The sequence below is a fragment of the Paraburkholderia sp. RL17-368-BIF-A genome, from assembly GCF_046054045.1.
Lineage (GTDB): Bacteria > Pseudomonadota > Gammaproteobacteria > Burkholderiales > Burkholderiaceae > Paraburkholderia > Paraburkholderia graminis.
On the sequence record NZ_JARESN010000008.1, the window covers coordinates 1 to 25,796 of the forward strand.

General features: G+C 64.2%; 27 protein-coding genes. 15 read left to right on the forward strand and 12 right to left on the reverse strand.

The genetic code is table 11. The features are described 5' to 3' along the window. The coding region (locus P0D87_RS31540; RefSeq protein ID WP_494478595.1) for a hypothetical protein at positions 1–243 on the forward strand (243 nt) is incomplete at its 5' end. Here P0D87_RS31540 and P0D87_RS31545 read toward each other — a convergent pair. Further along, positions 158–439 carry a hypothetical protein gene (locus tag P0D87_RS31545; RefSeq protein ID WP_494478597.1) on the reverse strand — a complete coding sequence of 94 codons (282 nt, stop codon included), beginning with the start codon at positions 437–439 and terminating at the stop codon, positions 158–160. The two genes, P0D87_RS31540 and P0D87_RS31545, sit on opposite strands and share 86 nt — an antisense overlap. A 28-nt stretch (positions 440–467) precedes the next feature. Here P0D87_RS31545 and P0D87_RS15510 point away from each other — a divergent pair, with 28 nt between their 5' ends. Next, positions 468–3,671 (forward strand): DNA translocase FtsK, encoded by a 3,204-nt coding sequence (locus P0D87_RS15510; protein WP_494478596.1) that lies wholly within the window; start codon positions 468–470, stop codon positions 3,669–3,671. Between the two features lie 138 nt (positions 3,672–3,809). Here P0D87_RS15510 and P0D87_RS15515 read toward each other — a convergent pair whose 3' ends face one another. After that, positions 3,810–5,102 carry a lactonase family protein gene (locus tag P0D87_RS15515; protein WP_053857745.1) on the reverse strand — a complete coding sequence of 431 codons (1,293 nt, stop codon included), beginning with the start codon at positions 5,100–5,102 and terminating at the stop codon, positions 3,810–3,812. Here P0D87_RS15515 and P0D87_RS15520 point away from each other — a divergent pair. Together P0D87_RS15520 and P0D87_RS15525 are read left to right on the forward strand one after the other, a co-directional pair. Next, entirely contained in the window at positions 5,042–5,227 is a 186-nt protein-coding gene (locus P0D87_RS15520) for a hypothetical protein (RefSeq protein WP_171800279.1), read from the forward strand. The two genes, P0D87_RS15515 and P0D87_RS15520, sit on opposite strands and share 61 nt — an antisense overlap. 116 nt (positions 5,228–5,343) lie before the next feature. After that, positions 5,344–5,496, forward strand: coding sequence for a DUF3096 domain-containing protein (locus tag P0D87_RS15525; RefSeq protein ID WP_006048361.1), 153 nt, complete (start codon positions 5,344–5,346; stop codon positions 5,494–5,496). A gap of 223 nt (positions 5,497–5,719) precedes the next feature. On the opposite strand, the gene P0D87_RS15530 is transcribed toward P0D87_RS15525, so the two are convergent. Then, on the reverse strand, positions 5,720–5,965 hold the full coding sequence (locus P0D87_RS15530) for a hypothetical protein (protein ID WP_006048362.1): 246 nt from the start codon (positions 5,963–5,965) through the stop codon (positions 5,720–5,722). A gap of 253 nt (positions 5,966–6,218) precedes the next feature. Between P0D87_RS15530 and P0D87_RS15535 the strand changes: the two genes are divergently transcribed. Beyond that, on the forward strand, positions 6,219–8,123 hold the full coding sequence (locus P0D87_RS15535) for a glycoside hydrolase family 15 protein (RefSeq protein WP_053857744.1): 1,905 nt from the start codon (positions 6,219–6,221) through the stop codon (positions 8,121–8,123). A 181-nt stretch (positions 8,124–8,304) separates the two neighbouring features. Next, positions 8,305–9,582, forward strand: coding sequence for a polyhydroxyalkanoate depolymerase (locus P0D87_RS15540; protein ID WP_006048364.1), 1,278 nt, complete (start codon positions 8,305–8,307; stop codon positions 9,580–9,582). 110 nt (positions 9,583–9,692) lie between these two features. On the opposite strand, the gene P0D87_RS15545 is transcribed toward P0D87_RS15540, so the two are convergent. After that, positions 9,693–10,325: a TetR/AcrR family transcriptional regulator gene (locus tag P0D87_RS15545; protein WP_006048365.1), complete on the reverse strand. Its 633-nt coding sequence runs from the start codon at positions 10,323–10,325 to the stop codon at positions 9,693–9,695. A gap of 301 nt (positions 10,326–10,626) precedes the next feature. Between P0D87_RS15545 and rsxB the strand changes: the two genes are divergently transcribed. The 3 genes from rsxB (at position 10,627) to P0D87_RS15560 (ending at position 12,793) form a co-directional block, all read left to right on the forward strand. Next, positions 10,627–11,538 (forward strand): electron transport complex subunit RsxB, encoded by a 912-nt coding sequence (rsxB, locus tag P0D87_RS15550; protein WP_171800285.1) that lies wholly within the window; start codon positions 10,627–10,629, stop codon positions 11,536–11,538. Between the two features lie 40 nt (positions 11,539–11,578). After that, on the forward strand, positions 11,579–12,223 hold the full coding sequence (nth, locus tag P0D87_RS15555) for an endonuclease III (RefSeq protein ID WP_006048367.1): 645 nt from the start codon (positions 11,579–11,581) through the stop codon (positions 12,221–12,223). A gap of 135 nt (positions 12,224–12,358) precedes the next feature. Beyond that, a complete protein-coding gene (locus P0D87_RS15560; RefSeq protein WP_053857743.1) occupies positions 12,359–12,793 on the forward strand; it encodes a DUF1841 family protein in 435 nt (144 codons plus the stop codon). A 95-nt stretch (positions 12,794–12,888) separates the two neighbouring features. Here P0D87_RS15560 and P0D87_RS15565 read toward each other — a convergent pair whose 3' ends face one another. Together P0D87_RS15565 and P0D87_RS15570 are read right to left on the reverse strand one after the other, a co-directional pair. Next, positions 12,889–13,272 carry a c-type cytochrome gene (locus tag P0D87_RS15565; protein ID WP_006048369.1) on the reverse strand — a complete coding sequence of 128 codons (384 nt, stop codon included), beginning with the start codon at positions 13,270–13,272 and terminating at the stop codon, positions 12,889–12,891. 58 nt (positions 13,273–13,330) lie between these two features. Continuing rightward, on the reverse strand, positions 13,331–13,699 hold the full coding sequence (locus P0D87_RS15570) for a c-type cytochrome (protein WP_006048370.1): 369 nt from the start codon (positions 13,697–13,699) through the stop codon (positions 13,331–13,333). 312 nt (positions 13,700–14,011) lie between these two features. Here P0D87_RS15570 and P0D87_RS15575 point away from each other — a divergent pair, with 312 nt between their 5' ends. From P0D87_RS15575 to P0D87_RS15595, 5 genes are all read left to right on the forward strand, one after another. Beyond that, positions 14,012–14,854 (forward strand): AAA family ATPase, encoded by an 843-nt coding sequence (locus P0D87_RS15575; protein ID WP_006048371.1) that lies wholly within the window; start codon positions 14,012–14,014, stop codon positions 14,852–14,854. Between the two features lie 56 nt (positions 14,855–14,910). Beyond that, on the forward strand, positions 14,911–16,086 hold the full coding sequence (locus P0D87_RS15580) for a vWA domain-containing protein (protein WP_006048372.1): 1,176 nt from the start codon (positions 14,911–14,913) through the stop codon (positions 16,084–16,086). 58 nt (positions 16,087–16,144) lie between these two features. Continuing rightward, on the forward strand, positions 16,145–17,365 hold the full coding sequence (locus tag P0D87_RS15585; protein ID WP_006048373.1) for a benzoate/H(+) symporter BenE family transporter: 1,221 nt from the start codon (positions 16,145–16,147) through the stop codon (positions 17,363–17,365). Positions 17,366–17,628: 263 nt separating this feature from the next. Then, positions 17,629–18,582, forward strand: a complete 954-nt coding sequence (tal, locus tag P0D87_RS15590; protein ID WP_006048374.1) for a transaldolase — start codon at positions 17,629–17,631, stop codon at positions 18,580–18,582. A gap of 284 nt (positions 18,583–18,866) precedes the next feature. Next, positions 18,867–19,286 (forward strand): VOC family protein, encoded by a 420-nt coding sequence (locus tag P0D87_RS15595; protein ID WP_006048375.1) that lies wholly within the window; start codon positions 18,867–18,869, stop codon positions 19,284–19,286. A 53-nt stretch (positions 19,287–19,339) separates the two neighbouring features. On the opposite strand, the gene P0D87_RS15600 is transcribed toward P0D87_RS15595, so the two are convergent. The 6 genes from P0D87_RS15600 to P0D87_RS15625 all read right to left on the reverse strand — a co-directional run bounded on the left by P0D87_RS15600 (position 19,340) and on the right by P0D87_RS15625 (position 25,046). Next, complete coding sequence (locus P0D87_RS15600; RefSeq protein WP_171800286.1) at positions 19,340–20,521, reverse strand: FUSC family protein; 1,182 nt, start codon at positions 20,519–20,521, stop codon at positions 19,340–19,342. A gap of 116 nt (positions 20,522–20,637) precedes the next feature. Then, on the reverse strand, positions 20,638–22,188 hold the full coding sequence (mctP, locus tag P0D87_RS15605; RefSeq protein ID WP_006048377.1) for a monocarboxylate uptake permease MctP: 1,551 nt from the start codon (positions 22,186–22,188) through the stop codon (positions 20,638–20,640). Beyond that, positions 22,188–22,427, reverse strand: a complete 240-nt coding sequence (locus P0D87_RS15610) for a DUF3311 domain-containing protein (protein ID WP_006048378.1) — start codon at positions 22,425–22,427, stop codon at positions 22,188–22,190. The genes mctP and P0D87_RS15610 overlap by 1 nt, the downstream gene beginning before the upstream one ends. Positions 22,428–22,920: 493 nt before the next feature. After that, positions 22,921–23,856, reverse strand: a complete 936-nt coding sequence (locus tag P0D87_RS15615; RefSeq protein ID WP_053857742.1) for a class I SAM-dependent methyltransferase — start codon at positions 23,854–23,856, stop codon at positions 22,921–22,923. Beyond that, complete coding sequence (locus P0D87_RS15620) at positions 23,853–24,326, reverse strand: DNA-deoxyinosine glycosylase (protein WP_053857741.1); 474 nt, start codon at positions 24,324–24,326, stop codon at positions 23,853–23,855. Before P0D87_RS15620 ends, P0D87_RS15615 begins: the two co-directional genes overlap by 4 nt. Beyond that, positions 24,327–25,046 (reverse strand): chorismate--pyruvate lyase family protein, encoded by a 720-nt coding sequence (locus P0D87_RS15625; RefSeq protein ID WP_053857740.1) that lies wholly within the window; start codon positions 25,044–25,046, stop codon positions 24,327–24,329. 238 nt (positions 25,047–25,284) lie between these two features. Between P0D87_RS15625 and P0D87_RS15630 the strand changes: the two genes are divergently transcribed. Beyond that, a complete protein-coding gene (locus P0D87_RS15630) occupies positions 25,285–25,791 on the forward strand; it encodes an OmpA family protein (protein ID WP_053857739.1) in 507 nt (168 codons plus the stop codon). Positions 25,792–25,796 lie beyond the last annotated feature (5 nt).

The following is a 25,796-nucleotide window of genomic DNA, read 5'->3' on the forward strand; positions in this document are numbered from 1 at the left end:
TTGGTGGTGTTGGTGGTGTTGGTGGTGTTGGTGGTGTTGGTGGCGTCGGTGGGGCTGCGTCGGTGGCCGTCGGCCGCGCGGCTCGCGAGCCTGCAAGCGGTGGATCGTTGCTTAGCGGAGCCGCCGCTGGTGTTTCAGGTGCGGGCGCGACTGCCGCCTACGGTGCGTCGAGTCTTGCCGCCCGCGCGGGAACAGCAGCCGACGCGACGCCGACTAGCGTGGACGTCAGTGGACGTCCTATAGCGAACAGAACCGCCGCGCCGCTCAATCGCGCGGTATCGCCAGCGCACGGGTTGTCGTCGGCTGCGCGCGTGGAGGATGCCGCGGCGGCCTCGGGCGTGCGCCGTCCGTCATCGACGGCGCCGGCCTTTACGAGGCCGATGGCCGCCGCCGAAAAAGTCACGCCGCCCGCCAGCGTCCAGGAGACGCTGCGCAGCATCGCGGAAAACGCCGCACGTTGGACGGATATGGCCGGCGTCAGCCTCGCGCGCAGTAGCGGCGCGGAAGGCGCGAAAATCGCGGGTATGAATGTAGCGTCGAAGGGTCTGGCGGGCGCTGGTTTGGTGGGCGGGGCGAGCGAGGCGGCTTCGGGAGGCCCCGGAGTCGCTTTGGGAGGTAGCGGAGCTGCTGCAGATTCACAGGGCAGCGGAGTCGAAGCCACTTTGGCACGCGCCGGAGTCGAGGCTGCTTCACGATGCACCAGCGTCGATGCCGGTTTGGTAGGTGGCGGAGCCGCGGCCGATTCACAAAGCAACGGAGTCGATGCCACTTTGGCACGCACCGGAGTCGACGCTGGTTCACCATGCGTCGAAGTCGACGCCGCTTCGGGACGCGCCGCAAGCGACGCGCCGTCCTCTGACGCGCACGCCCTTTCGCGCGACGCTGTGGAATCCGCATCCTCAACGAGCGATGCGTCGCATCAGCAGTCCGATCGCAGTGTCGAAGACGCTTCTATCGCGCCGACCGTTCAATCGGCATCGCCTACGCCCGCGGAAACGTCGCCGGAAACGGCTGTCGAAACGCCGACTCGCGCGCCGTGGACTGAAACGCAGCCCTCTGCTGCGGCCAGTCCCCCGCCAGTCGTGCAATGGCCGATCGAACCGCCTGTCATTCAAACACCGGCTGGCGCACTGACCGACCAAGCTGTACCTTCCGCGCCCGCGTTCCAGCAGGCAGCGTCTATCACGCCAGCGACACAGCCCGCAGCAGAAGCGCCCGCGCGGACAGCAGTGGCTGAACCGTCATCTGCTTTTGCATCGACGGTCGCCCCGCCGGTTGCGCCAACGACGCACGTCGCCCCGCCGCTTGCTCGCACGCCGTTCGGAATCTTCGCGAGCCGGTTGCAGCAAACGGATGCGCCGTCGCAGACGCCGCCGTGGGAACATGAAGCACGTTCATCGACGGAAGAACGGGAAGAGGACGCGCAAGAAGACACGCGCGGTGTAGCAAGCGCAAACGCGAGCACGGATACCAACCCCGACACGAACCCGAACCGCGATCCGCAACGCGAACTACCCGCTGCGCCGCCCGCGGACGACGCGCGGTTCATCGCATCTGACAACGGTTCGTCGCTGCCGCATGCCGCAAGTGCAAGTGCAAGTGCAAGTACAAGCAAAGACGCAGCGGCAGGCGCAGCCACGTCGCCGTCGTCGGCCGATAGCGACGCGCTTGCGTCCCCTGCTCTCTCGCACCTCGAACCGAGGCTCGCTGATGTCGACAGCCCGCAAGTAGCCGAGCTCGCCGCCGCACCCGAGCAAACCATCACACCGCCGGCATCATCGAACGTCGTGCGCTTCCCGGGTCTCGCGACGCCGCTGCAAGCGCAGACGGAGGCACATGCACCGACGCACGCCGCGCCGGTCCAGCACAATAGCTTCACTGCGCCGCCGCCCGCTGCACTCATTCAGCCGACGCCTGGCCAAAGTCATGGCCTCTTGGCACCGCTCGCTCAAGCGAACGCTGAGCGCGAGCCGACGCCCGCCCAAAATCCGGGCCTCTTGGCATCGTCCGCTCAGGCTCACGCTCAGGCTCAAGCGAACACCGAATTCCAGCCGACGCCGCCCCAAAACCCAAGCCTCTCCGCACCACCCGCTGAGGCGCCGGCCCAGCCAACCACCGAACCCCAACGCACGCCCCTGCGCGGCCACGGTCCAACCAACGGCTTCGAATTCCACGCGCCGGCTGCGTCGATGGTCGAACTGCCCACGCTCGACCTGCTCGCGCCCGCGGACACCCACATCGAACCCGTCTCCGAGGAAAAACTCATCGAGACGGGCCTCCTGATCGAGCAACGACTGCAGGAATTCAAAGTGCCGGTCACGGTGGTCGGCGCATCGGCCGGTCCCGTGATTACGCGCTTCGAAGTGGAACCGGCGCTCGGCGTGCGCGGCAGCCAGATCGTCGGCCTGATGAAGGACCTGTCGCGCGGTCTCGGACTCACGTCGATCCGCGTCGTCGAAACGATCCCCGGCAAGACCTGCATGGGACTCGAGTTGCCGAACGCGAAGCGCCAGACGATCCGCCTGTCCGAGATTCTCGAAGCGAGCGTCTATCAGAATTCGCACTCGCAACTGACGCTCGCGATGGGCAAGGACATCACCGGCCATCCGGTCGTCGCCGATCTCGCGAAGGCGCCGCACATGCTGGTCGCGGGCACGACGGGTTCGGGAAAGTCGGTCGCGATCAACGCGATGATCTGCTCGCTGCTCTTCAAGGCGACGCCCGAGGAAGTGCGCCTCATCATGATCGACCCGAAGATGCTCGAGCTGTCGGTCTACGAAGGCATTCCGCATCTGCTCGCGCCCGTCGTCACCGACATGAAGCTCGCCGCCAATGCGCTGAACTGGTGCGTCGGCGAAATGGAGAAGCGTTATCGGCTGATGTCCGCAGTCGGCGTGAGAAATCTCCCTGGCTTCAATCAGAAAATTCGCGATACCGAAGCGAAAGGCAAGAAGCTCGGCAATCCGTTTTCTCTGACGCCCGAGGCGCCCGAGCCGCTCGCGCCGCTGCCGCTGATCGTCGTCGTCATTGACGAGCTCGCGGACCTCATGATGGTGGCGGGCAAGAAGATCGAGGAACTGATCGCGCGGCTCGCGCAGAAGGCGCGCGCCGCCGGCATCCATCTGATTCTGGCGACGCAGCGGCCGTCCGTCGACGTCATCACCGGACTCATCAAGGCGAATATTCCGACGCGCGTCGCGTTCCAGGTGTCGTCGAAGATCGACTCGCGCACGATTCTCGACCAGATGGGCGCGGAGTCGCTGCTCGGCCAGGGCGACATGCTGTTCCTGCCGCCGGGCACGGGCTATCCGCAGCGCGTGCACGGCGCGTTCGTCGCCGACGAGGAAGTGCATGCGATCGTCGAGTATCTGAAGCAGTTCGGCGAGCCGCAATACGAGGAAGGCATTCTCGACGGCCCCGCGACCGACGGCGGCGCGGCGCAGGACCTGTTCGGCGACTCGCCGGATGCGGAAGCCGATCCGCTTTACGACGAAGCCGTGGCGTTCGTGGTGCGCACGCGGCGCGCGTCGATTTCGTCGGTACAGCGGCAGTTGCGCATCGGCTATAACCGTGCGGCGCGTCTCGTCGAGCAGATGGAGACGGCCGGGCTCGTGTCGGCGATGGGCATCAACGGCAGCCGCGAAGTGCTCGCGCCCGGGCCGGCGGAATAACGCGCAGACCGCCGGCAAATTGCCGGCAGCAGCCATGCGCGCACATGACGCCGGTTAGCGGCGCCGCATGAACCACCAGCCACGAACAGGGGCCGCTCGAAGCGGCCCCTGTTCGTTCAACCTGCCGCCTCGCCTCCCTCACGACGGCGGCACCAGCTTGAAGTCCACCGGCGAGCCGATCTCGATCCGCTTCGGATTCGCTTCCAGCAAACCGCTCTGCTGATCGCGCCGGAACACATAGACGGTATCGCTGTTCTGATTGCCGACGATCAGCCATTTGCCGGTCGGATCGATCGCAAACTCGCGCGGCGACTTGCCGAGACTCGATTGACGCCCGATCTTCTTCAGATGTCCATTCGTCGGATCGACGGAGAAGATCACGATCTCGTTCGCATCGCCGCGATTGGTCGCGTAGAGAAAGCGCCCGTCCGGCGACAGATGAATCGCGGCCGCGCCTACCGCGCCCTTGAAGCCCGGCTCGGTCAGCGAGATGGTCTGGACCTGCGTGAGCTTGCCGTCGGCGTAATTGAACGTGCTGACGGTCGCGGCGAGTTCGCTCGTCAGGTACGCGTGCTTGCCGCCGGCGCCGAAAACCAGGTGCCGCGGGCCGGTGCCCGGCTTCTCCTGCGTGTAGCGCCAGTCGGTCGGACTGAACAGACCGCGGCTGCCGTCGGCCGTGTAGCGGTACGAGTACAGCTTGTCGGCGCCCAGATCCTGCGCGAAAAGATAGTGCCCGTCCGGAGAAAACACCGTCGAGTGCACGTGCGCGTTGTCCTGGCGCCCCTTGACCGGACCGCTGCCTTCATGATGCACGGTCAGCACCGACGCGCCGAGTTGCCCGTCAGCCTGCACCGGCAAAACGGAGAAGCTGCCGCCCGGATCGGCCGCGACCGAATAGTTCGCGGCGAGCAGATATTTGCCGTCCGGCGAGAGACTCAGGTAGCACGGGTCGTTGCCATCGGCGGAAACCTTGTTGAGAAAGGTCAACTGGCCGCTCGCGGCGTCGAAGCGAAACGCGCTGACGCCGCCGCGCTGGCTCGCCGGTCCGTTGTCGCCCGGCAGCTCGTTGACGGCGTAGACGAAGCGGCGGTCGCGGCTCACCACCAGGTACGACGGGTTCACCGTCTGCGCGACGGACACGCGTGTGGCGTCGCCCGTCTTCGTGTCGAAGCGATAGACGTACAAGCCTTCGCTCTTGCCGCCGGTGTAGGTGCCGACCAGCAGGTTATAGACGCCGTCGGCGGGAGCCGAACCGGCACCCGAACCGGCGTCTTGCGCGAACGCGGGCGAAGCGGCAATCGAGACCATGAGCGCGAAACCTTTTATGATCGAGCGGGCGGAGTGCATGGGAGACCACGCGCGCACGCGTCGTGAAGAAGACCGGTCAGGAGCTGGCGCGGCAGGCACAGCGTCCCGGTGACGAAGAAGCATACGACCTCCTCTACGTGGGTTATGAAAGCAAAGCGGTTGTCATCGTGCCTCTGGTCTGCCGCGCCGAAGTCGAGCGTTATTCTTGTCGGGCAAGTATAAAAGCGTTGCAACGGATCATGCAGTGAAGCGGCCCGCCGCGTCGCCGCGGCGAATCGTCGGCGGCATGACGACTGCATCGGTAGCAATTGCCCTGCCTCTCGGGGACGTTTTTAATCGCGTGTCACCACACTACGGAGTTTTCATGAACATCACATTGAGCCTGGGCCCGCTGGTTTCGCTGATCGCCGGCATTCTGATTCTCGTGATGCCGCGGCTGTTGAACTACATCGTCGCGTTGTATCTGATCATCATCGGGATCATTGGTATTTTTGGCGTGGGCTCGTCGCACTTCTGAACGGAGAAGCCGGGCGCAGGACGGCCCGGCTTTTCTCGTTGGCAAGAGACGTGGATGCAGCGGGAAAGGATGCCGTAGGGGGAGCAACGGCGCGCGAAGACGCACGCGCGCCGGCGCTACCGCACCGTTCATCGTCGCGGGTTAAGCGATAGATATCATGCGTTCAAACGGCACAGCGCATCCGGCCGCAGCCGGACGCCGACACCTGCGTCGCAGACGCGACTCAGCCGTTCGAAAGCTGTTCGAGGCGCCAGCGCCCCTGCAGCGACAACGCGCCGACGGCATAATGGCCGTCACCTTCCTGATAGCGCCGGAAGCAGGCGCGCTCGATCAGAAAGCTCGCGGCGGTCTGCATGCCATTGCGGCTCAGACCGAGGCGGCTATGATCGAGTGGCAGCATGGAATCGTCCGCGAGTTGGCTCGCGGCGGAGAGAATCGTGATGCAGTCGGATTTTGACGGATTCAGCATGGCTTTCGTCCTCCAAACGGCGTGTGCATGCGCGATGGGCAAGCCGGCTTCGCAAACCCGAAAGTTTTAGGCATCGGCTGGATTACTGATTGTAGGCAGCCATTTGACAATTACAACCCGCGTTTTGCCGCATTGTGTGCGGTGAACCAAACTGCAACCCGCAAGTCCGGAAGAAACCAGTGGGGCGCAGCCGAACTTGCCGCGCCCGCTACTCAAAACGATCAACGTACATTAGGTATCGAAACGCACGGCCATGCCCGCACTCATCGAAGACTATGCGCTCATCGGCGACGGCCACACGGCCGCGCTCGTCTCACGCGAAGGTTCCGTCGACTGGCTCTGCTGGCCGCGCTTCGACTCCGGCGCCTGCTTCGCCGCGCTGCTCGGCACGCCGGACCACGGCCGCTGGCTGATCTGCCCCGATAGCGGCAGCGGCAGCGGCACCGACACCGACACGCCGCCGAAAATCACCCGCCGTTATCGCGGCGAAACGCTGATCCTCGAGACCGACTTCGAAACGCCCGAAGGCGCGGTCACGCTCGTCGACTTCATGCCGCCGGGCAACGGCTGGTCGGAGATGGTGCGCATCGTCGTCGGCAAGCGCGGCACCGTGCGCATGAAGATGGAACTGGTGCTGCGCTTCGACTACGGCTTTTCGATTCCGTGGGTCGACCGCCTGAAGCACGAGAGCGGCATTCGCGCGATCGTCGGTCCGGACAACGCGGTGCTGCGCACGCCCGTCGATCTGCGCGGCGAGAACATGAAGACGGTTGCCGAGTTCACCGTCAGCGAAGGCGAGCGCGTGCCGTTCTCGCTCGCGTACTCGGCCTCGCATCTGCGGCTGCCGCCCGCGCGCGATCCGCATACGGCGCTGGCGCGCACCGAGAATCACTGGCTCGAATGGTCGGCGCGCGGCACCATCGAAGGCAAATGGGCCGAGCCGATTCGCCGCTCGCTGATCACGCTGCGGGCGCTCGCGTATGAACCGACCGGCGGAATCGTCGCCGCGCCCACGACGTCGCTGCCGGAACAGCTCGGCGGCACGCGCAACTGGGACTACCGCTACTGCTGGCTGCGCGACGCGACGATCACGCTGCTCGCGCTGATGCGCGGCGGCTACTACGACGAGGCGCGCGCCTGGCGTACCTGGCTCGGCCGCGTGATGGCCGGCGCGCCCGACCAGTTGCAGATCATGTACGGCCTGGCCGGCGAGCGGCGCCTGACCGAATACGAGGTCGACTGGCTGCCCGGCTATTGCGGCGCGAAGCCGGTGCGGATCGGCAACAACGCGGTCGGACAGCTCCAGCTCGACGTGTATGGCGAAGTCATGAACGCGCTGCATCTCGCGCGGGTCGGCGGCCTGCAGGCAGACGACACCGCGTGGAACGTGCAGTGCGCGCTGCTGCGTCACCTCGGCACGATCTGGCAGCAACCCGACGAAGGCATCTGGGAAACGCGCGGCGGCCGCCAGCATTTCACCTTCTCGAAGGTGATGGCATGGGTCGCGTTCGACCGCGCGCTGGCATCGGCGGAAATGTTCAATCTCGAGGGGCCGCTCGACGAATGGCGCGCCACCCGCGCGCAGATTCACGCGGAAGTCTGCGAGAAGGCATGGAATGCTTCGCGCAATGCGTTTTCGCAGACCTACGGCAGCGATCAGCTCGACGCGAGCCTGCTGCTGCTGCCGCTCGTCGGCTTCTTGCCGCCGCACGATCCGCGCGTGAAAGGCACGGTGGAGGCGATCGAGCGCGACCTGATGCACGACGGCTTCGTAATGCGCTACCGCACTACCGAATTCGACGACGGCCTGCCGCCGGGGGAAGGCACGTTTCTGGCTTGTTCGTTCTGGATGGTGGACAACCTGGCGCTGCAAGGCCGCCTCGACGAAGCCATTGCCATGTACGAACGGCTGCTCGGCCTCTGTAACGACGTCGGGCTCCTCGCCGAGGAATACGATCCGGCGGCAAAGCGGCTCGTCGGCAACTTCCCGCAGGCGTTCTCGCATGTGGCGCTCGTCAACACGGGCCTGAACCTGATGAAGCACGAACAGGCGATGGCGCGCGCAACCGGGCAGCCGTCGCATAACGGCACGGAAGATGCTGAACTTAAGGCTGCTGCAAGCCCTGATGGCGGCGCAGCAGCATCGCCAGTAGCATGATTCGATGACATTTTTACGGATCGGCGCCGCCGGAATGCTGCATTGCACAAGTACCCTGCTTTCTATATGATCGAACTGTCTGTCGGCCTATAACCGATCTACCAACAACCAAGAATGGCCAGCCGCAACGCCACATGCGTGTTTGCGAAGCCCCATGCGAACCGCTTAAAACGGAGCACCCATGCTCTATCAACTGCACGAATTCCAGCGGGCTATGCTGAGCCCGCTCACCGCCTGGGCCCAGGCCGCGTCGAAATCGTTCGCGAACCCTGCTAGCCCGCTGGCTTACGTGCCCGGCGCTACCCGCCTCTCGGCCGGTTACGAACTGCTCTACCGGCTCGGCAAAGACTATGAGAAGCCGGAGTTCAACCTCCATCAGATCGTCAAGGACGGCCACAACATCCCGATCATCGAACAGACGATCGTCGAGAAGCCGTTCTGCCGCCTGCTGCGCTTCAAGCGTTTCGCCGACGACAGCGACGCCGTCACGCAACTGAAAGACGAGCCGGTCGTGCTGGTATGCGCGCCGTTGTCGGGCCACCATGCCACGCTGCTGCGTGACACAGTGCGCACGCTGCTCCAGGACCATAAGGTTTACCTGACAGACTGGATCGACGCGCGCATGGTCCCGCTGGAAGACGGCGAGTTTCATCTGGACGATTACGTCGCCTACATTCAGGATTTCATCCGCCACATCGGCGCGAAGAATCTGCATGTGATCTCGGTGTGCCAGCCGACTGTGCCGGTGCTTGCCGCCATTTCGCTGATGGCGAGCCGCGGCGAAGAGACGCCGCGCACCATGACGATGATGGGCGGCCCCATCGACGCGCGCAAGAGCCCGACTTCGGTGAACTCGCTCGCCACGCAGCATTCGTACGAGTGGTTCGAAAACAACGTGATCTTCACGGTGCCGCCGAACTATCCGGGCGTGGGCCGCAAGGTCTACCCGGGCTTCCTGCAGCACACCGGCTTCGTCGCGATGAACCCGGAACGTCACGCGGCTTCGCATTGGGACTTCTATCAGAGCCTGTTGCGCGGCGACGAAGACGACGCCGAAGCGCATCGCCGCTTCTACGACGAGTACAACGCGGTGCTCGACATGGACGCCGACTATTACCTCGACACGATCCGCGTCGTGTTCCAGGAATTCAGTCTCGCCGAGGGCACGTGGGACGTGGCCGGCGAACGCGTGCGGCCGCAGGACATCACGAAGACGGCGCTCTTCACGATCGAGGGCGAGCTGGACGATATTTCCGGCGACGGCCAGACCTATGCCGCACACGAGCTGTGCACCGGCATTCCGGAGAAGCACAGGCGTCACTTCACGGCTGAGAAGTGCGGCCACTACGGTATTTTTTCGGGCCGCCGCTGGCGCACGATCATCTATCCGCAGTTGCGCGACTTCATCCTCGAGCACAACAAGGCGCCGAAGGTCGTGAAGGAAAAAGCCGAAGTCTGAACGCGGCTCACGCTATGCAGCATATGAAACGGCCTCCTGACGGAGGCCGTTTGCTTATGCGTGCATCTCGAGGCAATGCGGGTCTATCAAGTCCAAAGCAAGACGCCGCCCTACTTCCGCAACAGATACGCAAGCAGCAGTTCGGTGTTCATCTGAATCACTTCGCTGCGTTCGCCCGGACTGCTGAAATCGCGGCCAAGCGTGGCTTCGAGCGTGAAGCGGTTCGACACGATGTAGTAACCCATGCCCGAGAGCGTCACGTAGAAGCGCAGCGGATCGACGTTCGTGCGAAACAGACCCGCGCGCTGGCCTCGCTCGAGAATGCTGCCGAGCGTGGCGACGATCGGCGAAATCATTTCGCGGATGCGCGTGGACTTCTGCATATAACGCGCCTCGTGCAGATTTTCGTTGTTGACGAGGCGCAGCAGTTCGGGATGATCGCGGTAGTAATCCCAGACAAAATGCGCGAGGCGCGTAACGGCCTCCACCGGCGCAATGCCGTTCAGCTCGAGCGTGCGCTCGGCTTCGTTGAGCGCGCTGAACGCGTGCTCGAGTACCGCCGTGAAAAGCTGCTCCTTGCTACCGAAGTAGTAATAGAGCATGCGCTCATTCGTCTCCGCGCGGCGGGCGATCTGATCGACGCGCGCGCCGAATAGCCCACCATTTGCGAACTCTTCGGCTGCCGCAAGCAGAATGCGGCGCCGGGTGCCTTCAGGATCTCTTTTGATTTTCGGCTGATTCATGGTGGCATGGTCTTCGTGAGCCGCGTTATCCGGATCGCACCGCCGGCCTCTCCTCGGGCCTTGCACCGACAGCACTGGACGGCTGGTTGGAGGGAAAACCCTTCTGCGGTCTTTCGAAAAAGGCGCTTCGATTATGGCACATGGATTGCGGATGGCAATTGGGGAAATCGGCGATAATGTGGTGCTTAGTTCAAGCTGTGCGGCCGCCCGCCGAGACGCGCTTGAGTCGCCTGCTAGTCGCCTGCTAGTCCTTTGCTACTCCCCCGCGAGTCCCCTGCCCGGCCTTGCTTCGCCCCACCTTGTGACCGTGACACTGATTAAAACACTCGCAGATCGCATCGAAGATCTGCTTCCCCAGACGCAATGCACCAAGTGCGGTTATCCGGCGTGCCGTCCGTATGCCGAGGCCGTCGCGTGCGGCGAAGCGAGCTACAACCAGTGCCCGCCGGGCGGTGCCGAAGGCGTCGCGCGGCTGGCCGCCCTGCTCGGCAAGCCGGTGATTCCGCTTAATCCTGCCAATGGCGTCGAACGGCCGCGGCCGCTCGCGCTCATCGACGAACAGATCTGCATTGGCTGCACGTTGTGCATGCAGGCGTGTCCCGTCGACGCAATAGTTGGGGCACCGAAACACATGCATACGGTCGTCGCCGAGCTGTGCACGGGTTGCGACCTGTGCGTGCCGCCGTGTCCCGTCGATTGCATTTCGATGCAGCCCGTCACCGGCGAGGCGACCGGGTGGGACGCATGGAGCCAGCCGCAGGCCGACGCGGCGCGCGAACGTCACGAGCGACGCGACGCCCGTCTCGCGCAGGAACGCGAAGCCGCGGAAGCGCGTGTTGCGGCGCGGCGAAGCAGCGCGGGCGCTGTTGGCACGGCTGTTGGTGAACCGCCGGCCAGTGCGCCGCCGGCTGGTGCGTCTGCGTCAGCGGCGGCGGCATCGTCCGCACCTGCAACTGACGACGCCGAAGCGAAGAAGCGCGCGATCATCCAGGCCGCGCTCGAACGCGCGCGCAAGAAGAAGGAAGAACTGGCGGCCAAAGGCCAGGCGCCGTTGAACACCGAGCACGTCAGCGCGGACGTGCAGGCGCAAATCGACGCAGCGGAAGCGCGCCGACGCCGCCTTGGACTCGCCGACAACGACACCGCCAACAACGCCGACACCGCCGCCGCGGACACGCCGCCAAACCCGGCCGGCACGCGCAATCCACGCTAACGCCAACTGCAACCGCCTCTGCCCACTCAGCCCGCCCAGCATGAACGCGAACAAACGCCGCGCCATCTACGAAACGCTTCAGAGCCTCAATCCGCATCCCACCACCGAACTGGAGTACACGACACCGTTCGAACTGCTGATTGCCGTGCTGCTGTCGGCGCAGGCCACGGACGTCTCGGTGAACAAGGCGATGCGCAAGATGTTTCCGGTCGCGAATACGCCGCAGAAGGTGCTCGAACTCGGCGAGGAAGGCGTCGCGAACTACATCAAGACGATCGGCCTGTACCGCAACAAGGCGAAGAACGTGATCGCGACTTGCCGCATCCTCATCGAGCAGTACGGCGGCGAGGTGCCCGAGGACCGCGAGGCGCTGGAAAGCCTGCCGGGCGTCGGACGCAAGACGGCGAATGTGATTCTGAATACGGCGTTCGGTCATCCGACCATTGCCGTCGACACGCACATCTTTCGGGTTGCGAATCGAACCGGGCTTGCTCCCGGCAAGGACGTCCGCGCGGTCGAAGCGGCGCTCGAAAAATTCACGCCCGACGAGTTCAAGAAGGACGCGCATCACTGGCTGATTTTGCACGGCCGCTATGTTTGCAAAGCGCGCCGGCCCGAGTGCTGGCATTGCGCGATCGAACCGCTGTGCGAGTTCCGGCCGAAGACGCCACCGCCCGATCTTTGAGCCGGCGCACGCTCAGCGGGCGCACGCTCAGCGGACCACGGCAGCGGCGCGTAAAATGATCGCTCGTGTGCGCTGCATGCTGTGCGCCGCATGCTTCTCCCACTCCCACTCCCCATTCAAGACACCCGTCCCACGATGTTCAATCCGAGCCGCGACGAAGTCCGTCAATTCTTCACCGAGACCTGGCGCAAGCAGCGCGAAGGCGCGATCCTGACGCCGCTCGAAGCGATCGCCGCCGACTGGATCGCCGAGCATCCCGAGTATCACGCGGAGCTGACCGATGCCGAGGCCGCCCAGGCGCAGGACTACTCGCCCGAGCGCGGACAGACCAATCCGTTCCTGCATCTGTCGATGCATCTGGCCATCAGCGAGCAGTTGTCGATCGATCAGCCGCCTGGCATCCGCGCGGCGCATGAGCGCCTTGCCGCGCGCCTCGGCTCCGCACACGACGCGCAGCACGCGATCATGGAGTGCCTCGGCGAAACCATCTGGGAAGCGCAGCGCACCGGCCTGCCGCCGGACACCGACGCGTATCTGCAACGGATCGAACGGCGCGCGACACGCGATTAACGCCGCATAGCGCGAACCTGAAACCCGCGCGCCAAAGCAAAACACCCCGCGAAAAGCGGGGTGTTTTGCAATCGATCGCTCAAACGGCGGCGCGCTTACTTCTTCTGCACCAGATCGCCCTTCAGCGATTCGACATAAGCGGCGATGTCTTTCATGTCCGATTGCGACAGGCTTTGCACCTGAGCCTGCATGATCGCGTTGTTGCGGCCCATGTGCGGGTTGCCGTTGCCCATCTGATACTGACGCAGCGCCCAGTAAACGTAATCGGCGTGCTGACCGGCGAGCTTCGGATACTCCGGACTCACCGGCTTGTTCAGGTTCGGACCGTGGCATGCCGCGCAGTTGTGGCTCTCGGACAGCACCTTGCCGTTGCCGGCGTCGGCCGCGTGGGCGACGCTCGCTGCAACCAGACCGAATACTGCCGCCGACGCGCATGCAGCCTTGAACACCGTGTGGAGTGCCTGTTGGGGCTTATTCATGAATTCTCCTATCCCGCGAATTTAATAGCCGTGTGACTGGTTGGATAACCGCAGCCGGTCACTTGTCGGGATTGTTTTTCGATGAGGAATTTTGCGCCGCGTAGTAAGCAGCGATGTCGGCGATGTCCTGATCCGATAGCGACGCGGTGATCGCGTGCATCGTTTCGAAGTGGCGGTCGCCCTTCTTGTAGCCGCGCAGCGCGTTTTCGAGGTACGCCTGGTTCTGGCCGCCTAGCATGGGCACGCGATACACCTCAGGATAAGCCGTGCGATATTCAGGGATACCGTGGCAGCCAATACACATCGCGACCTTGCCCTGGCCCGCTTTCGCGTTGCCGACGACATCCGCTGCCTGCGCACTGGCCGCATAGCCCGCGAGCACCGACAGCGCTGCGATCACGACGTGTTTGCCGACGAATTTGTTCATAGCATGTAACCTGGCTTGAGGGGAAACGGGCGCCCAAAAAGGCAACGGCCCGCGCCGTTTTTCTTATAGGGAGCCACGCAGGCCAAAAAAATCGGGCTAATTGTACCGCGACGCCGCGCCGAACGTCCACCGCGCGGGGCGCACGGCCCGGCGCGGCTGCCTGCGCACGGCGCCGAGCCGGGCTGCGTCACGTTTGCGCGGCCACGCGAAGCACCGCCCACAGCGCGGCTGCAACCTTACGCGAGGCGGTTTCAGGGCAACAGGGCTTCTGACTTATACTGGGTTTTTTCCCACGCCAGAGAGCACCTCGCCATGCGTTTCGAAGGCTCATCGCAGTACGTCGCCACCGACGACCTCAAGCTCGCGGTCAACGCCGCGATGACGCTCAAGCGCCCGTTGCTGATCAAAGGCGAGCCGGGCACCGGGAAAACCATGCTGGCCGAAGAAGTCGCCGCCGCGCTCGGCATGCCGCTGCTCCAGTGGCACATCAAGTCGACCACCAAGGCGCAGCAAGGCCTGTACGAATACGACGCGGTCTCGCGCCTGCGCGATTCGCAACTCGGCGACGAGCGCGTCAAGGACATCCGCAACTACATCGTCAAGGGCGTGCTCTGGCAGGCGTTCGAGTCGGACGAGCAAACCGTGCTGCTGATCGACGAGATCGACAAGGCCGACATCGAATTTCCGAACGACCTGCTGCGCGAGCTCGACCGCATGGAGTTCTACGTGTACGAGACGCACGAGCTGATCCGCGCAAAGCAGCGTCCGCTCGTCATCATCACGTCGAACAACGAAAAAGAGTTGCCCGACGCGTTTTTGCGCCGCTGCTTTTTCCACTACATCAAGTTTCCCGATCCGGCCACGATGCAGCAGATCGTCGAGGTGCATTACCCCGGCATCAAGAAGGATCTGCTGGCCGCGGCCATGCAGAGCTTCTTCGAACTGCGCAACGTGGCGGGGCTGAAAAAGAAGCCGTCCACGTCGGAATTGCTCGACTGGCTCAAGCTGCTGCTCGCCGAAGACATTCCGCCCGAAGCGCTGCGCTCGTCGGATCAGAAGCAGATCATCCCGCCGCTCGCCGGCGCGCTGCTGAAGAACGAGCAGGACGTGAGCCTCTTCGAGCGGCTCATTTTCATGAATCGCAATAACCGTTGAATCCCTATTGAGCGATATCGGGCGCTCTTGAGTGCTCGCGCCGCAGAGGACCCAGCATGCTGATCGACTTCTTCTACTCGCTGCGCGCCGCGAAGCTGCCCGTGTCGGTGAAGGAATACCTGACGCTGCTCGAGGCGCTCAAAGCCAACGTGATCGCGCCGTCGCTCGACGATTTCTACTACCTCGCGCGCATGACGCTCGTGAAGGACGAGCAGTATTTCGACAAGTTCGACCAGGCGTTCGGCGCGTATTTCAACGGCGTCGCCAAGGCTTCCGAGCTTGCCTTCGACGTCCCGCTCGACTGGTTGAAAAAGAAGCTGCAACGCGATCTGTCGCCGGAAGAAAAAGCGCAGATCGAAGCGATGGGCGGCATCGACAAGCTGATGGAACGCCTGAAGCAACTCTTCGACGAACAGAAAGAACGGCACGAGGGCGGCAATAAGTGGATCGGCACCGGCGGCACGTCGCCGTTCGGTAATGGCGGCTATAACCCGGAAGGCGTGCGCATCGGCGGCGACTCGGCGGGCAATCGCACGGCGGTCAAGGTCTGGGAAGCGCGCGCGTATCGCGATTACGACGATCAGGTCGAAATCGGCACGCGCAACATCAAGGTGGCGCTGCGCCGCTTGCGCCGCTTCGCGCGCGAAGGCGCGGCCGAAGAGCTCGACCTGCCCGACACGATCCGCAGCACCGCCGCGAACGCCGGCTGGCTCGACCTGAAGATGGTGCCCGAGCGGCACAACAAGGTGAAGGTGCTGATGCTGCTCGACGTCGGCGGCTCGATGGACGATCACATCAAGCGCACCGAGGAGCTCTTTTCCGCCGCGAAGGCCGAGTTCAAGCACCTCGAGTTTTATTACTTCCACAACTGCGTGTACGACTTTCTGTGGAAGAACAACCGCCGCCGTCACGCCGAGCGCACGCCGACGTGGGACGTGCTGCACAAGTTCACGTCCGACTACAAGCTGATCTTCGTCGGCGACGCGACCATGAGCCCTTACGAAGTACTGCAACCGGGCGGCTCCGTCGAATACAACAACACCGAGGCGGGCGCCGTGTGGCTGCGCCGTCTCGCCGATCATTTCCCGCATCACGCGTGGCTCAATCCCGAGCCGGAAGGCTTGTGGGCGTATCGCCAGTCGGTCAGCGCGATTCGCGACGTGCTCGGCCACCGCATGTATCCGCTCACGCTCGCGGGCCTCGAGTCCGCGATGCGCATGCTGAGCAAATAGACCCACCGAGACGCACCCGCCCCACCCGCCCCACTCTCAACGACAAGAAAGCATTGGCATGAACCGCTCGTCTTCGCCTGAACTGGCCAACTCCGGCATCGCGCCGCGCCGCTTCAATCCGTTCGCCGACACCTCCCTATCGGCCATCGTCGCCGGCTTCGTCGCGATGATGACGGGCTACACAAGTTCGCTCGTGCTGATGTTTCAGGCCGGCCAGGCCGCGCACCTGAGCAACGCGCAGATTTCCTCGTGGATCTGGGCGTTGTCGATCGGCATGGCGGTTTGCACCATCGGGCTGTCGCTGCGCTTTCGCGCGCCGATCGTCATTGCGTGGTCGACGCCCGGCGCGGCGCTGCTCGTCTCGTCGCTGCCGCATGTGCCTTACGCGGAGGCGATCGGCGCGTTTATCGTCTGCGCGTTGCTGCTGACCGTGGTCGGTCTGACAGGATGGTTCGATACGCTGATGAAGAAAATTCCGGCGGGCATCGCGTCGGCCTTGCTGGCGGGCATCCTGTTCGAGATCGGCATTGAGATATTTCGCGCCGCGCAGTTCCAGACCGCGCTCGTGCTGACGATGTTTCTGACCTACCTGATCGTCAAACGCGTCACGCCGCGCTATGCGATTCCGGCGACGCTGATCGCCGGCACCGTTGCCGCGGGCGCGTTCGGCCTGCTCGATTTCAGCCACTTTCAGATCGCGCTCGCGCATCCCGTGTTTACAATGCCGGCGTTTTCGGTGGCGGCGAGCATCAGCATCGGCATTCCGCTTTTCGTGGTCGCGATGGCTTCGCAGAACGTGCCCGGCATCGCCGTGCTGCGCGCGGACGGCTACACGACGCCCTCGGCGCCGCTGATTTCGACGACCGGCATCGCGTCGCTGCTGCTCGCGCCGTTCGGCTCGCACGGCATCAATCTTGCCGCGATCACGGCGGCCATCTGCACCGGCCGCGAAGCGCACGAGAACCGCGACAAACGCTACACGGCCGCGGTCTGGTGCGGCATTTTCTATCTGATCGCCGGCATTTTCGGGGCGACGATCGCGGCGCTGTTCGCGGCGTTCCCGCGCGAGCTGGTCGTTTCCGTGGCGGCGCTGGCACTCTTCGGCTCGATCATGAGCGGCCTGACCAACGCGATGCAGGACGCGAGGCAGCGCGAAGCGGCGCTCGTGACCTTCATGGTGACGGCGTCGGGACTGACGCTGCTGTCCATCGGCTCCGCGTTCTGGGGCCTGGTCGCGGGCGTGGTGACGCAGGTCGTGTTGAATGCGCGGCGTGCCTGACGCCAGGCGGCAGCACGCGGCGGCGCAAGCCGTGCGGCGCCGCGGCGCACGGTCGCTGAAATAGCCGTGAACGGATCGGCGGCGCACACTGTCAATACTGCATCAGGCGATCCGCCATAAAATAGAAGCATCCGGCAGCGTTTCCCGGCAACATCGGGTGAGCGTTGCAGCGTGACTCGCGGCCGCCGGCCTGAAGCGGTCTTTCAATCCGGCGGCGACTCATTCCCCCTGAACCACGGCGCATGCGCCCTGAAGGCACGAATATGACAACCGCACTCGATCAACTCAAGCAGTACACGACCGTCGTGGCCGATACCGGCGACTTCCAGCAGCTCGCGCAATACAAGCCGCAGGACGCGACCACCAATCCGTCGCTGATTCTGAAAGCCGTGCAGAAAGACGACTATCGTCCGCTGCTCGAAAAGACGGTGAAAGATCACGCGTCGAAGCCGATGGGCGCGATCATCGACCAGTTGCTGATCGCCTTCGGCACCGAGATCCTGAAGATCATCCCGGGCCGCGTGTCGACCGAAGTGGATGCGCGTCTTTCGTTCGACGTACAGGCCTCGATCGCCAAGGGCCGCGAACTGATCGCGCTGTACAAGGAGCACGGTATCGATCGCGAGCGCGTGCTGATCAAGCTGGCTTCCACGTGGGAAGGCGTGCGCGCCGCCGAAGTGCTGCAAAAGGAAGGCATCAACTGCAACATGACGCTGCTGTTCTCGCTCGCCCAGGCCGCGGCCTGTGCCGAAGCGGGCGCGAAGCTGATCTCGCCGTTCGTCGGACGCATTTACGACTGGTATAAGAAAAATGCCGGCAGCGCGTGGGACGAAGCGAAAGACGGCGGTGCGAACGACCCGGGCGTTCAGTCGGTGCGCCGCATTTACGGCTACTACAAGAAGTTCGGCTACAAGACCGAGGTGATGGGCGCGAGCTTCCGCACCACGGGGCAGATTCTCGAACTGGCCGGCTGCGATCTGCTGACCATCAGTCCGGATCTGCTGCAAAAGCTGCATGAAAGCACGGACAAGGTGGAGCGCAAGCTCTCGCCGGAAAGCTCGCAGGACGCCAATATCGAGCGCGTGCCGGTCGACGAATCGTCGTTCCGCTTCCTCGTCAACGACGAGGCGATGGCAACCGAAAAGCTGGCCGAAGGCATCCGCGCGTTTGCGGCGGACGCAGTCAAGCTGGAAAAGCTGATCGAAGCGCTGCGTTAAGGCGCTGGGCGGCAGACTCGCCGCCATCCATCGTGCGATTCAATCATGCGGCCCCGAACCTTGCGGTTCGGGGCCGTTTGCTGTTTACGGCCGGTCGTTTTATCGGCTGATTCACTCGTTTTTTTGTGCAGCGCGGTGATCGCGCGAGTCGTCTTTTCCGCACGACACAAAGTCACAAACGCCCGAACGCCGTTGCCTAAAATGGTCTGCACGCCCGCGGTTTCCGCAGTTTCCTTTGCCGTCTGGCAGCGCGGGCATTCACATCCTTATTTCTGGAGGCGACGATGGAAGTCCAACCGTACGTATTCTTCAACGGGCGTTGCGAAGAAGCGCTCGATTATTACCGCCAGCATCTGGGCGCCGAAGTCACGTTCATGATGCGTTTCAAGGACGCGCCGCCCGATCCGCAAAACACGCCGCGCCCCGGCGTCGAAGAAAAGATCATGCATGCGAACGTGCAGATGGGCTCGACTCAATGGATGGCGTCCGACGGCAACTGCGATCAGGACGCGAAGCCGATGAGCGGCTTCAGTCTGTCGCTGACCGCGGACGATACGGCGTCGGCGCAAAAGTACTTCAACGCGCTCGCCGACGGCGGCCAGATCGTCATGCCTTGGGGCGAAACGTTCTGGAGCAAGGGCTTCGGCATGGCGGTGGACCGCTTCGGTCTGATGTGGATGGTGACGCTGCCGCCGCATGAGTGAGCGGTGGTAGACCGCGGTGAGCGGCGGTGTGCGCTAGCGTCGGCCGCCATCGCCTAGGTCTTCTGCAGAATCCGCGAGTGCCGCTCGATGTTCCAGTTCGGCTCGGTCTCGAGGAGCGCCGCGCGTAAGCGCTCGATCTGTTCCGCGAGCCGCTGCCCGAGCCAATACGGTCCTTGGAGATCGGGCGGCAAGGCGAGCGCCGCGTTGCCCGTCGTCGGCGCGGGCGGTGAGCCGGGCGGCGACGCGTGCGCACTATCGGTCAACGCAGCGCCGCTTGCCGACGCACCACTCACCGGAATCCCGAAATGCGTCGCGCGGCCAAAGCGCAGGCCGCGCGCAATCGCCAGCAAAATCGTACGCACGGCCCGCACTTCCGCGCCGCATCGCTGCGCATACGCGGCGCGCGCGGCGGCGTCGGCCTGCATCAGCGGACCGGTCGCGAGCAGCTCCAGCGAACTGAGCACCGAGCGATGCAAGCGCTGAATCTCCTCGAGCTTCGCCTGCGGCACATCGATTTCCTTCGCCACCGAAGGCATCAGCGAGCGCAGTTGCACCAGACGCCGGTTGATCTCGAGAAAGCGCTTGACCTGCTCTTCGTCGCCGATCGTTTCGCCTTCCAGCAAACGCGTATAGATGCGCGCGCATTCGCGCAGATTGGCCGCGATCCCGTAGCGCCAGGAATACGTGGCGTGCAGCGGCAACGCGAACGAAAAGGCGAGCGCGATCACGATGCCGATCAACACGTTCAGCGTGCGCCACAGGCCGACGTCGATCACATTGTCGCCATGACCCGCGACGATGCACATCGTGATGGCCGTCAACAGACCGATATATCCCGACGCGCCGATAGCGAACCACGCGCAGATCGCGGCGACGATCGACATCAGCACGTACGTCAGCGGCAACGAGCCGATGAGATTCTGCTGCACGATCAGCAGCAAGCCGATCGACGCGCCCAGCAGCGTACCCGCCGCGCGCTCCGCGGCCTTCTTGCGGATATTGCCGTGATGCTGCAATCCGCCGATCACCACCAGCAACGTCACCGACGACCAGATGCCGTGCGGAATGTCGATACCCGTGGTCGCGAGAATCGAGAACAGCATCGCCAGTCCCACGCGCAGACTGTGCAGCACTTTTGCGTGCCGGTAGCGGTAATACGGCGACGTGACCGCGCGAACCATGCGGCTCACCGCCGAGCGGCGCGGAACGACGGTGCGGGAATCGGCAGAAGCCATGGCGGGAGCGGCAGCGCTTTTGGAGGTAGTTCCGCTATCCTGCCCTGGACTGCGCCGCAAATACAAACGCCCGCGGAGTTTCGTCCGCGGGCGCCTGGGTTAGGTTGCGTCGGGTCTTAGCTTTCCACGACGTCCAGATAGTCTTCCGGACGCGTGCGGTCTTCGGCGCGCTGCATGCCGAACGCGCGCACCAGCAGGCTCACCACCACGGCCACGACCAGATTCACGATCAGCGACCACACCGCCGCATAGCCCGGAATCGCCATGCCGAAGAGGTGAATCGTGAAGATCGAGCCGGCGAGCTTCAGCGAAATCGCCATCCACGTACCCGTTGCGATGCCGACTGCCCAGCCGATCAGCAAGCCGCGATAGTCGAGCACGCGCGTGTACAGTCCGAGAACGATGGCCGGCAGCGTCTGGATGATCCAGATACCGCCGAGCAGCTGCAACTGGATCGCATACGTGAGCGGCAACGCCAGAATGAACGCGACCGCGCCGACCTTGACGATCAGCGAGACCAGCTTCGCGACGTTGGTCTCCTGCTCGTGCGTCATGTTGCGGTTCACGAACTCCTTGTGGATGTTGCGCGTGTACAGGTTCGCTGCCGCAATCGACATGATCGCCGCCGGCACCAGCGCGCCGATGCCGATCGCCGCGAACGCCACGCCGACGAACCACGACGGGAAGAAGTGCAGGAACAGCGCCGGCACCGCGAAGTTCGGGCCGAACGCCTTGAAGTACGGCGCGAATTCCGGCATGTCCTTCACGCCCGAAGCGAGCGCCATGAAGCCGAGCAGCGCGAGCAGGCCGAGCACCAGCGAGTAAGCCGGCAGCATCGCCATGTTGCGGCGGATCGTGTTGCCTGATTTCGACGACAGCACCGCCGTGATCGAGTGCGGATACAGGAACAGCGCGAGCGCCGAACCGACCGCGAGCGTCGCGTACGCGCTATAGCCGTTCAGACTCGACACGTCCGGCGCTTTCAGCAGCAGCTTGGCCGGCGGCACCGAGCCGAAGATGTGGCTGAAGCCGCCCAGTTGCGGCGGAATCACGATGATCGCGGCGAAGATCGTGATGTAGATCAGGACGTCCTTGACGACCGCGATCATTGCCGGCGCACGCAGGCCCGACGTGTACGTGTAGGCGGCAAGAATCGCGAAGGCGATGATCAGCGGCAGATCGCCGACAAAGCCCTTGGTATCGAAGCCGAGCGCGCCGATCACCACTTCGATGCCGACCAGTTGCAGCGCGATATAAGGCATCGTCGCGACGATGCCGGTGACGGCGATTGCGAGCGCGAGCATGCGGCTGCCGTAGCGAGCCGACACGAAGTCCGCCGACGTCACGTAGCCCTGGCGTTTCGCGATGCTCCACAACTTCGGAAACACGACGAACGCGAACGGATAGATCAGGATCGTGTACGGCAGCGCGAAAAAACCCGTTGCGCCCGCACCGAATACCAGCGCCGGCACGGCGATAAACGTGTACGCGGTGTACAGGTCGCCGCCCAGCAGGAACCAGGTGACGATGGTGCCGAAGCGCCGGCCGCCCAGGCCCCACTCTTCGAGATGAGCGAGATCGCCACGCCGCCAGTGCGCCGCGACGAAGCCGAGAATCGTGACCCCGATGAAAAACAGAACGAAGACGAAAGTTGCGATGGCGTTCATTATCGTGCGTCCCCTTGCGGACGGCCCGCCGAGCGCGTCTTGGTCTTGAAGTACACGATCGCCGTGATGACCGCGCTGATCAGCACCCAGAGGAGCTGATACCAGTAGAAGAACGGAAAATCGAACAGCACCGGTTCGACCTTGTTATACGACGGCACCCAGACCATGGCGATCCAGGGCAACAGCAACAACCAGAGCCAGTGCTTGCTGGCCTTGTTCGCGTCGGCGTCGTGAGCCATGACGTCTCCTCTTCCCTATTATTGAAATGTTGGCCCGTGTTCGACGGGTGGTGAACCCCCAAAGCGGAGAGCCGCCTCGCGGTAGCACGCCCGCGGAGGATCGCCCCGCATGGGACACGAGTGCCCCGAAAGCTTCGAAAGAGTATAGGAGCCGCGAACGTGCGGTCAAGCAGGGACGACCCCGAGGCGAAGGCGCGGGTGCTGGAGTGCGTGGGGCGGTGTTTTAGCGGAGGCGGATGGCGCTGCGGATTCGGGTGCGGAGGGGGAAACAACTGAAGCAGCCGACGCCGATGCACGGCGCCGTGGTCGAACGCTCGTGGTTTGCGCGGTTGCGCCGGTGGTCCTGGCGACCTTCCCCGAATCGTCGAGCGAGTCCCGCGCCGCTTCGATGCGCGACGGATGGCGGGCCCGCAAAGTGTCGCTGGAATGCGACGGTTGGCTGGTTACGATGCCGGACCTTCGCGGTCCGGCACTTCCCTGCGACTGGCCGGGATCAGATGGCGAACGACGCGCCCGTCTGTCCCGTCGACTCCTGCAGCCCCTTGATCCACTTGCGCGCCGGCAAGCCGAGCTCGGCTTCGATCAGCTTCGCGCGCGCTTGCAGTGCCGTGAACGGCACGTCGAGCGCGGGACCGGAGAACGCGATCGCGATGCGGTTGCCGTCGTGCACTTCGGGCAGCGCGACCACGCGGCCGTCGAACGCTTCGTTCAGGCGCTTCATATTGCGCACGAAGCTCGGGTGATCGCCGAACAGATTGACCGTGACCACGCCCGCATCCGTCAGACACGCGCGCGCCGCACGGTAAAAGCCGACGCTGTCGAGCACGGGACCGCGCGCCGTCGCATCGTAAATGTCGATCTGCAACGCGCCGATCGTGCCGTGGTTCGCGCGGTCGTTGACGAAGTCCCACGCGTCCGTCTCATGCACGGTGAGGCGCGCGTCGTCTTGCGGCAGCTCGAACATCGTGCGCGCGGCGATTACGACGGCCGGGTTCACTTCGACCGCCTCGACCTTCGCGCGCTTCAGGAAGCGGTGCGCGAACTTGGTCAGCGCAGCGGCGCCGAGCCCGAGTTGCACGATGCGCTTCGGCGTTTGGATGAAGAGCAGCCACGCCATCATTTGCTGCGCGTATTCGAGCTCGATGTGGTCGGGCTTGCGCAGACGCATCGCGCCTTGCACCCATTCCGTGCCGAAGTGCAGATAGCGCACGCCGCCCTCTTCCGAGAACGTGACCGGCGCAAAGCGCGGCTTGCGCGGCGCTTCGATTTGCGGCGCGTCGTGGAGGTCGTCGTGGAGGTCGTTGCGCAGATCGTTGTTATGCGACGCGCGTTTCTTGTTGCGCGCCGTTGCGTGTTTGCCCGCGCCATCGGCGTTGCGATTGCGGAATGCACGCGCTTCAGCCGACGCGCGCTTGATGAGTTTCGTCATGTAAGGATGTCGCGCCACAGGCGCAATTTTTGATCGAACGAGAGCATAGCATTCGCGGGACTCGACGAAGGCAGCACGAGCGTCGTGTAACCCGCCGCGCCGATCACGGGCGCGAAGCGGCCCGCGGTCTTGCCGTTGAAGCAGACTTTGCGCAGCGTCGGCGAGTGCTCGCGCAGCGAAGCAAAGTCGTTCGGCTGCGCGTTGCGGATCGCCGCATCGAGACTGCCCTCGCGATGACATGCGGCGAGCACGTCCCACACGCCGATGCCCTGCGACAGGAGCCGCCGCAGCCGCTCTTCGTAGGCGAGTTCGGCGAGCGGCTCGTCGAGTATCGCGCCAAGCAGGCGCCAGAACTGGTTGCGCGGATGCGCGTAGTACTGCGTCGCCGCAAGCGACGCCTCGCCGGGAAAGCTGCCGAGAATCAGCGTGTGTGTGTCGGCCGCGACGACGGGAGGAAAGCCGCGCAACATTCAGCGGCTCCGTTCGCCGGCCGCACGCGTCGCGGGATGCGCGCGCGAAGCCGTGTGCTCGAGCGGGCGGCCGTGTTCGCGCCAGCGCGGATGGCCTGCGTTAACCACGTCGGCCGCATCGGCGGAGTTCGAACTTAGACGGACCTCGCGCTCGCGCTTCGACAGCGCGGCGACATGCGCCCACAGCGCCGGCAAAAAACATTCGGTGACCATCAGCGGCGCGCCATGCCGCTCGAACACGGAGCGGCGCGCGACCAACGCATGCGGCGGCATCCCGTCGACTTCACGCGCGGCGAGCCGGTACAGCGGATGCCGCGCGGTCACGCGCCGGCTGACCAGCGCCGAACGCGCGACGCCGCTATCGCTATACAACAGTTCGGCGAGCGGCCGCGTGCGCAAGCGCCGCGTGGCCTGCCACACGCCGACGCTCGCGGCGAGAGGCGCGACGCTGTGCGCGGCGACGAACGGCACGGCATCGACCGACAACACGACCTCGCGCAACCACACCGGCGAGCGCATGCGAAGACCCAGTGCGGCGTGCTCGTCGGCCCACGGCAAGGCCACGCCTTCACGCGTGACGCGCACGGCGACCGCGCCGAGCGCACGCAGATGCGCGGTCAACGAACCGCCGCGGGTCAACCAGTCTTTCTGCGCAGCGCTAAAGCCAGGCAAGGGAGCAACGCGCCAGTGCGCGTCGGCGGCATCGAAACGGATAGACATGGGTTCGGATTATAACGGCGCGCCTGTCGGACCATTCCCTAGCGCGCACGCGCATTTTCCGCCAATCAGCGATAACGGCCGCATAAGCATCAAACCGCTGAATCATGTCCTCGATTTCGGAAAGGTCCGATTCTCTGCCGACCGCGACGCACGATACAACCTCCGTGCTTTACGAACCGGCGATTCGCCCACTGTCGACGGGCTCGCCCCTGATCCGCAAACGAACGAGAGGACAAACATGAAAAAACTTCTGGCTGCCAGCGCCTGCGCAATGTCGGTACTGATGATGGCAGGTTGCAGCGCGCCGCTGAACCGCGACACCGAGACGTCGTTGAACCGGGCCGCGGGCATCGAGGTCGCGCCCGTCGCGGACGGCGTCGCCGTCAAGCTGCCCGAGAAAGCGCTGTTCGACTTCGACAAGTCGGCAGTGCGCGCCGATGCGAGCGCGGTGGTCGACCGTTCCGCCGTGCTGCTCAAGCGCAGCAAGAAGCCGATCATCGTCGAAGGTTATACGGACAATGTCGGCACGCTCGAATACAACCAGCAACTCTCGGAAGCGCGAGCGGTCGCCGTGGGTTACGCGCTTGTCGGACGCGGTGTGCCGATGGAGCGTGTCCGCACGAAGGGCAATGCGTACAACAATCCGATCGCGAGCAACGACACGCCGGAAGGACGCGCGCTCAACCGTCGCACGGAAATTGTCGTGCGCGGCGAGACGATGGAAACGTTGATGGGCAAGAAGTAACGGCC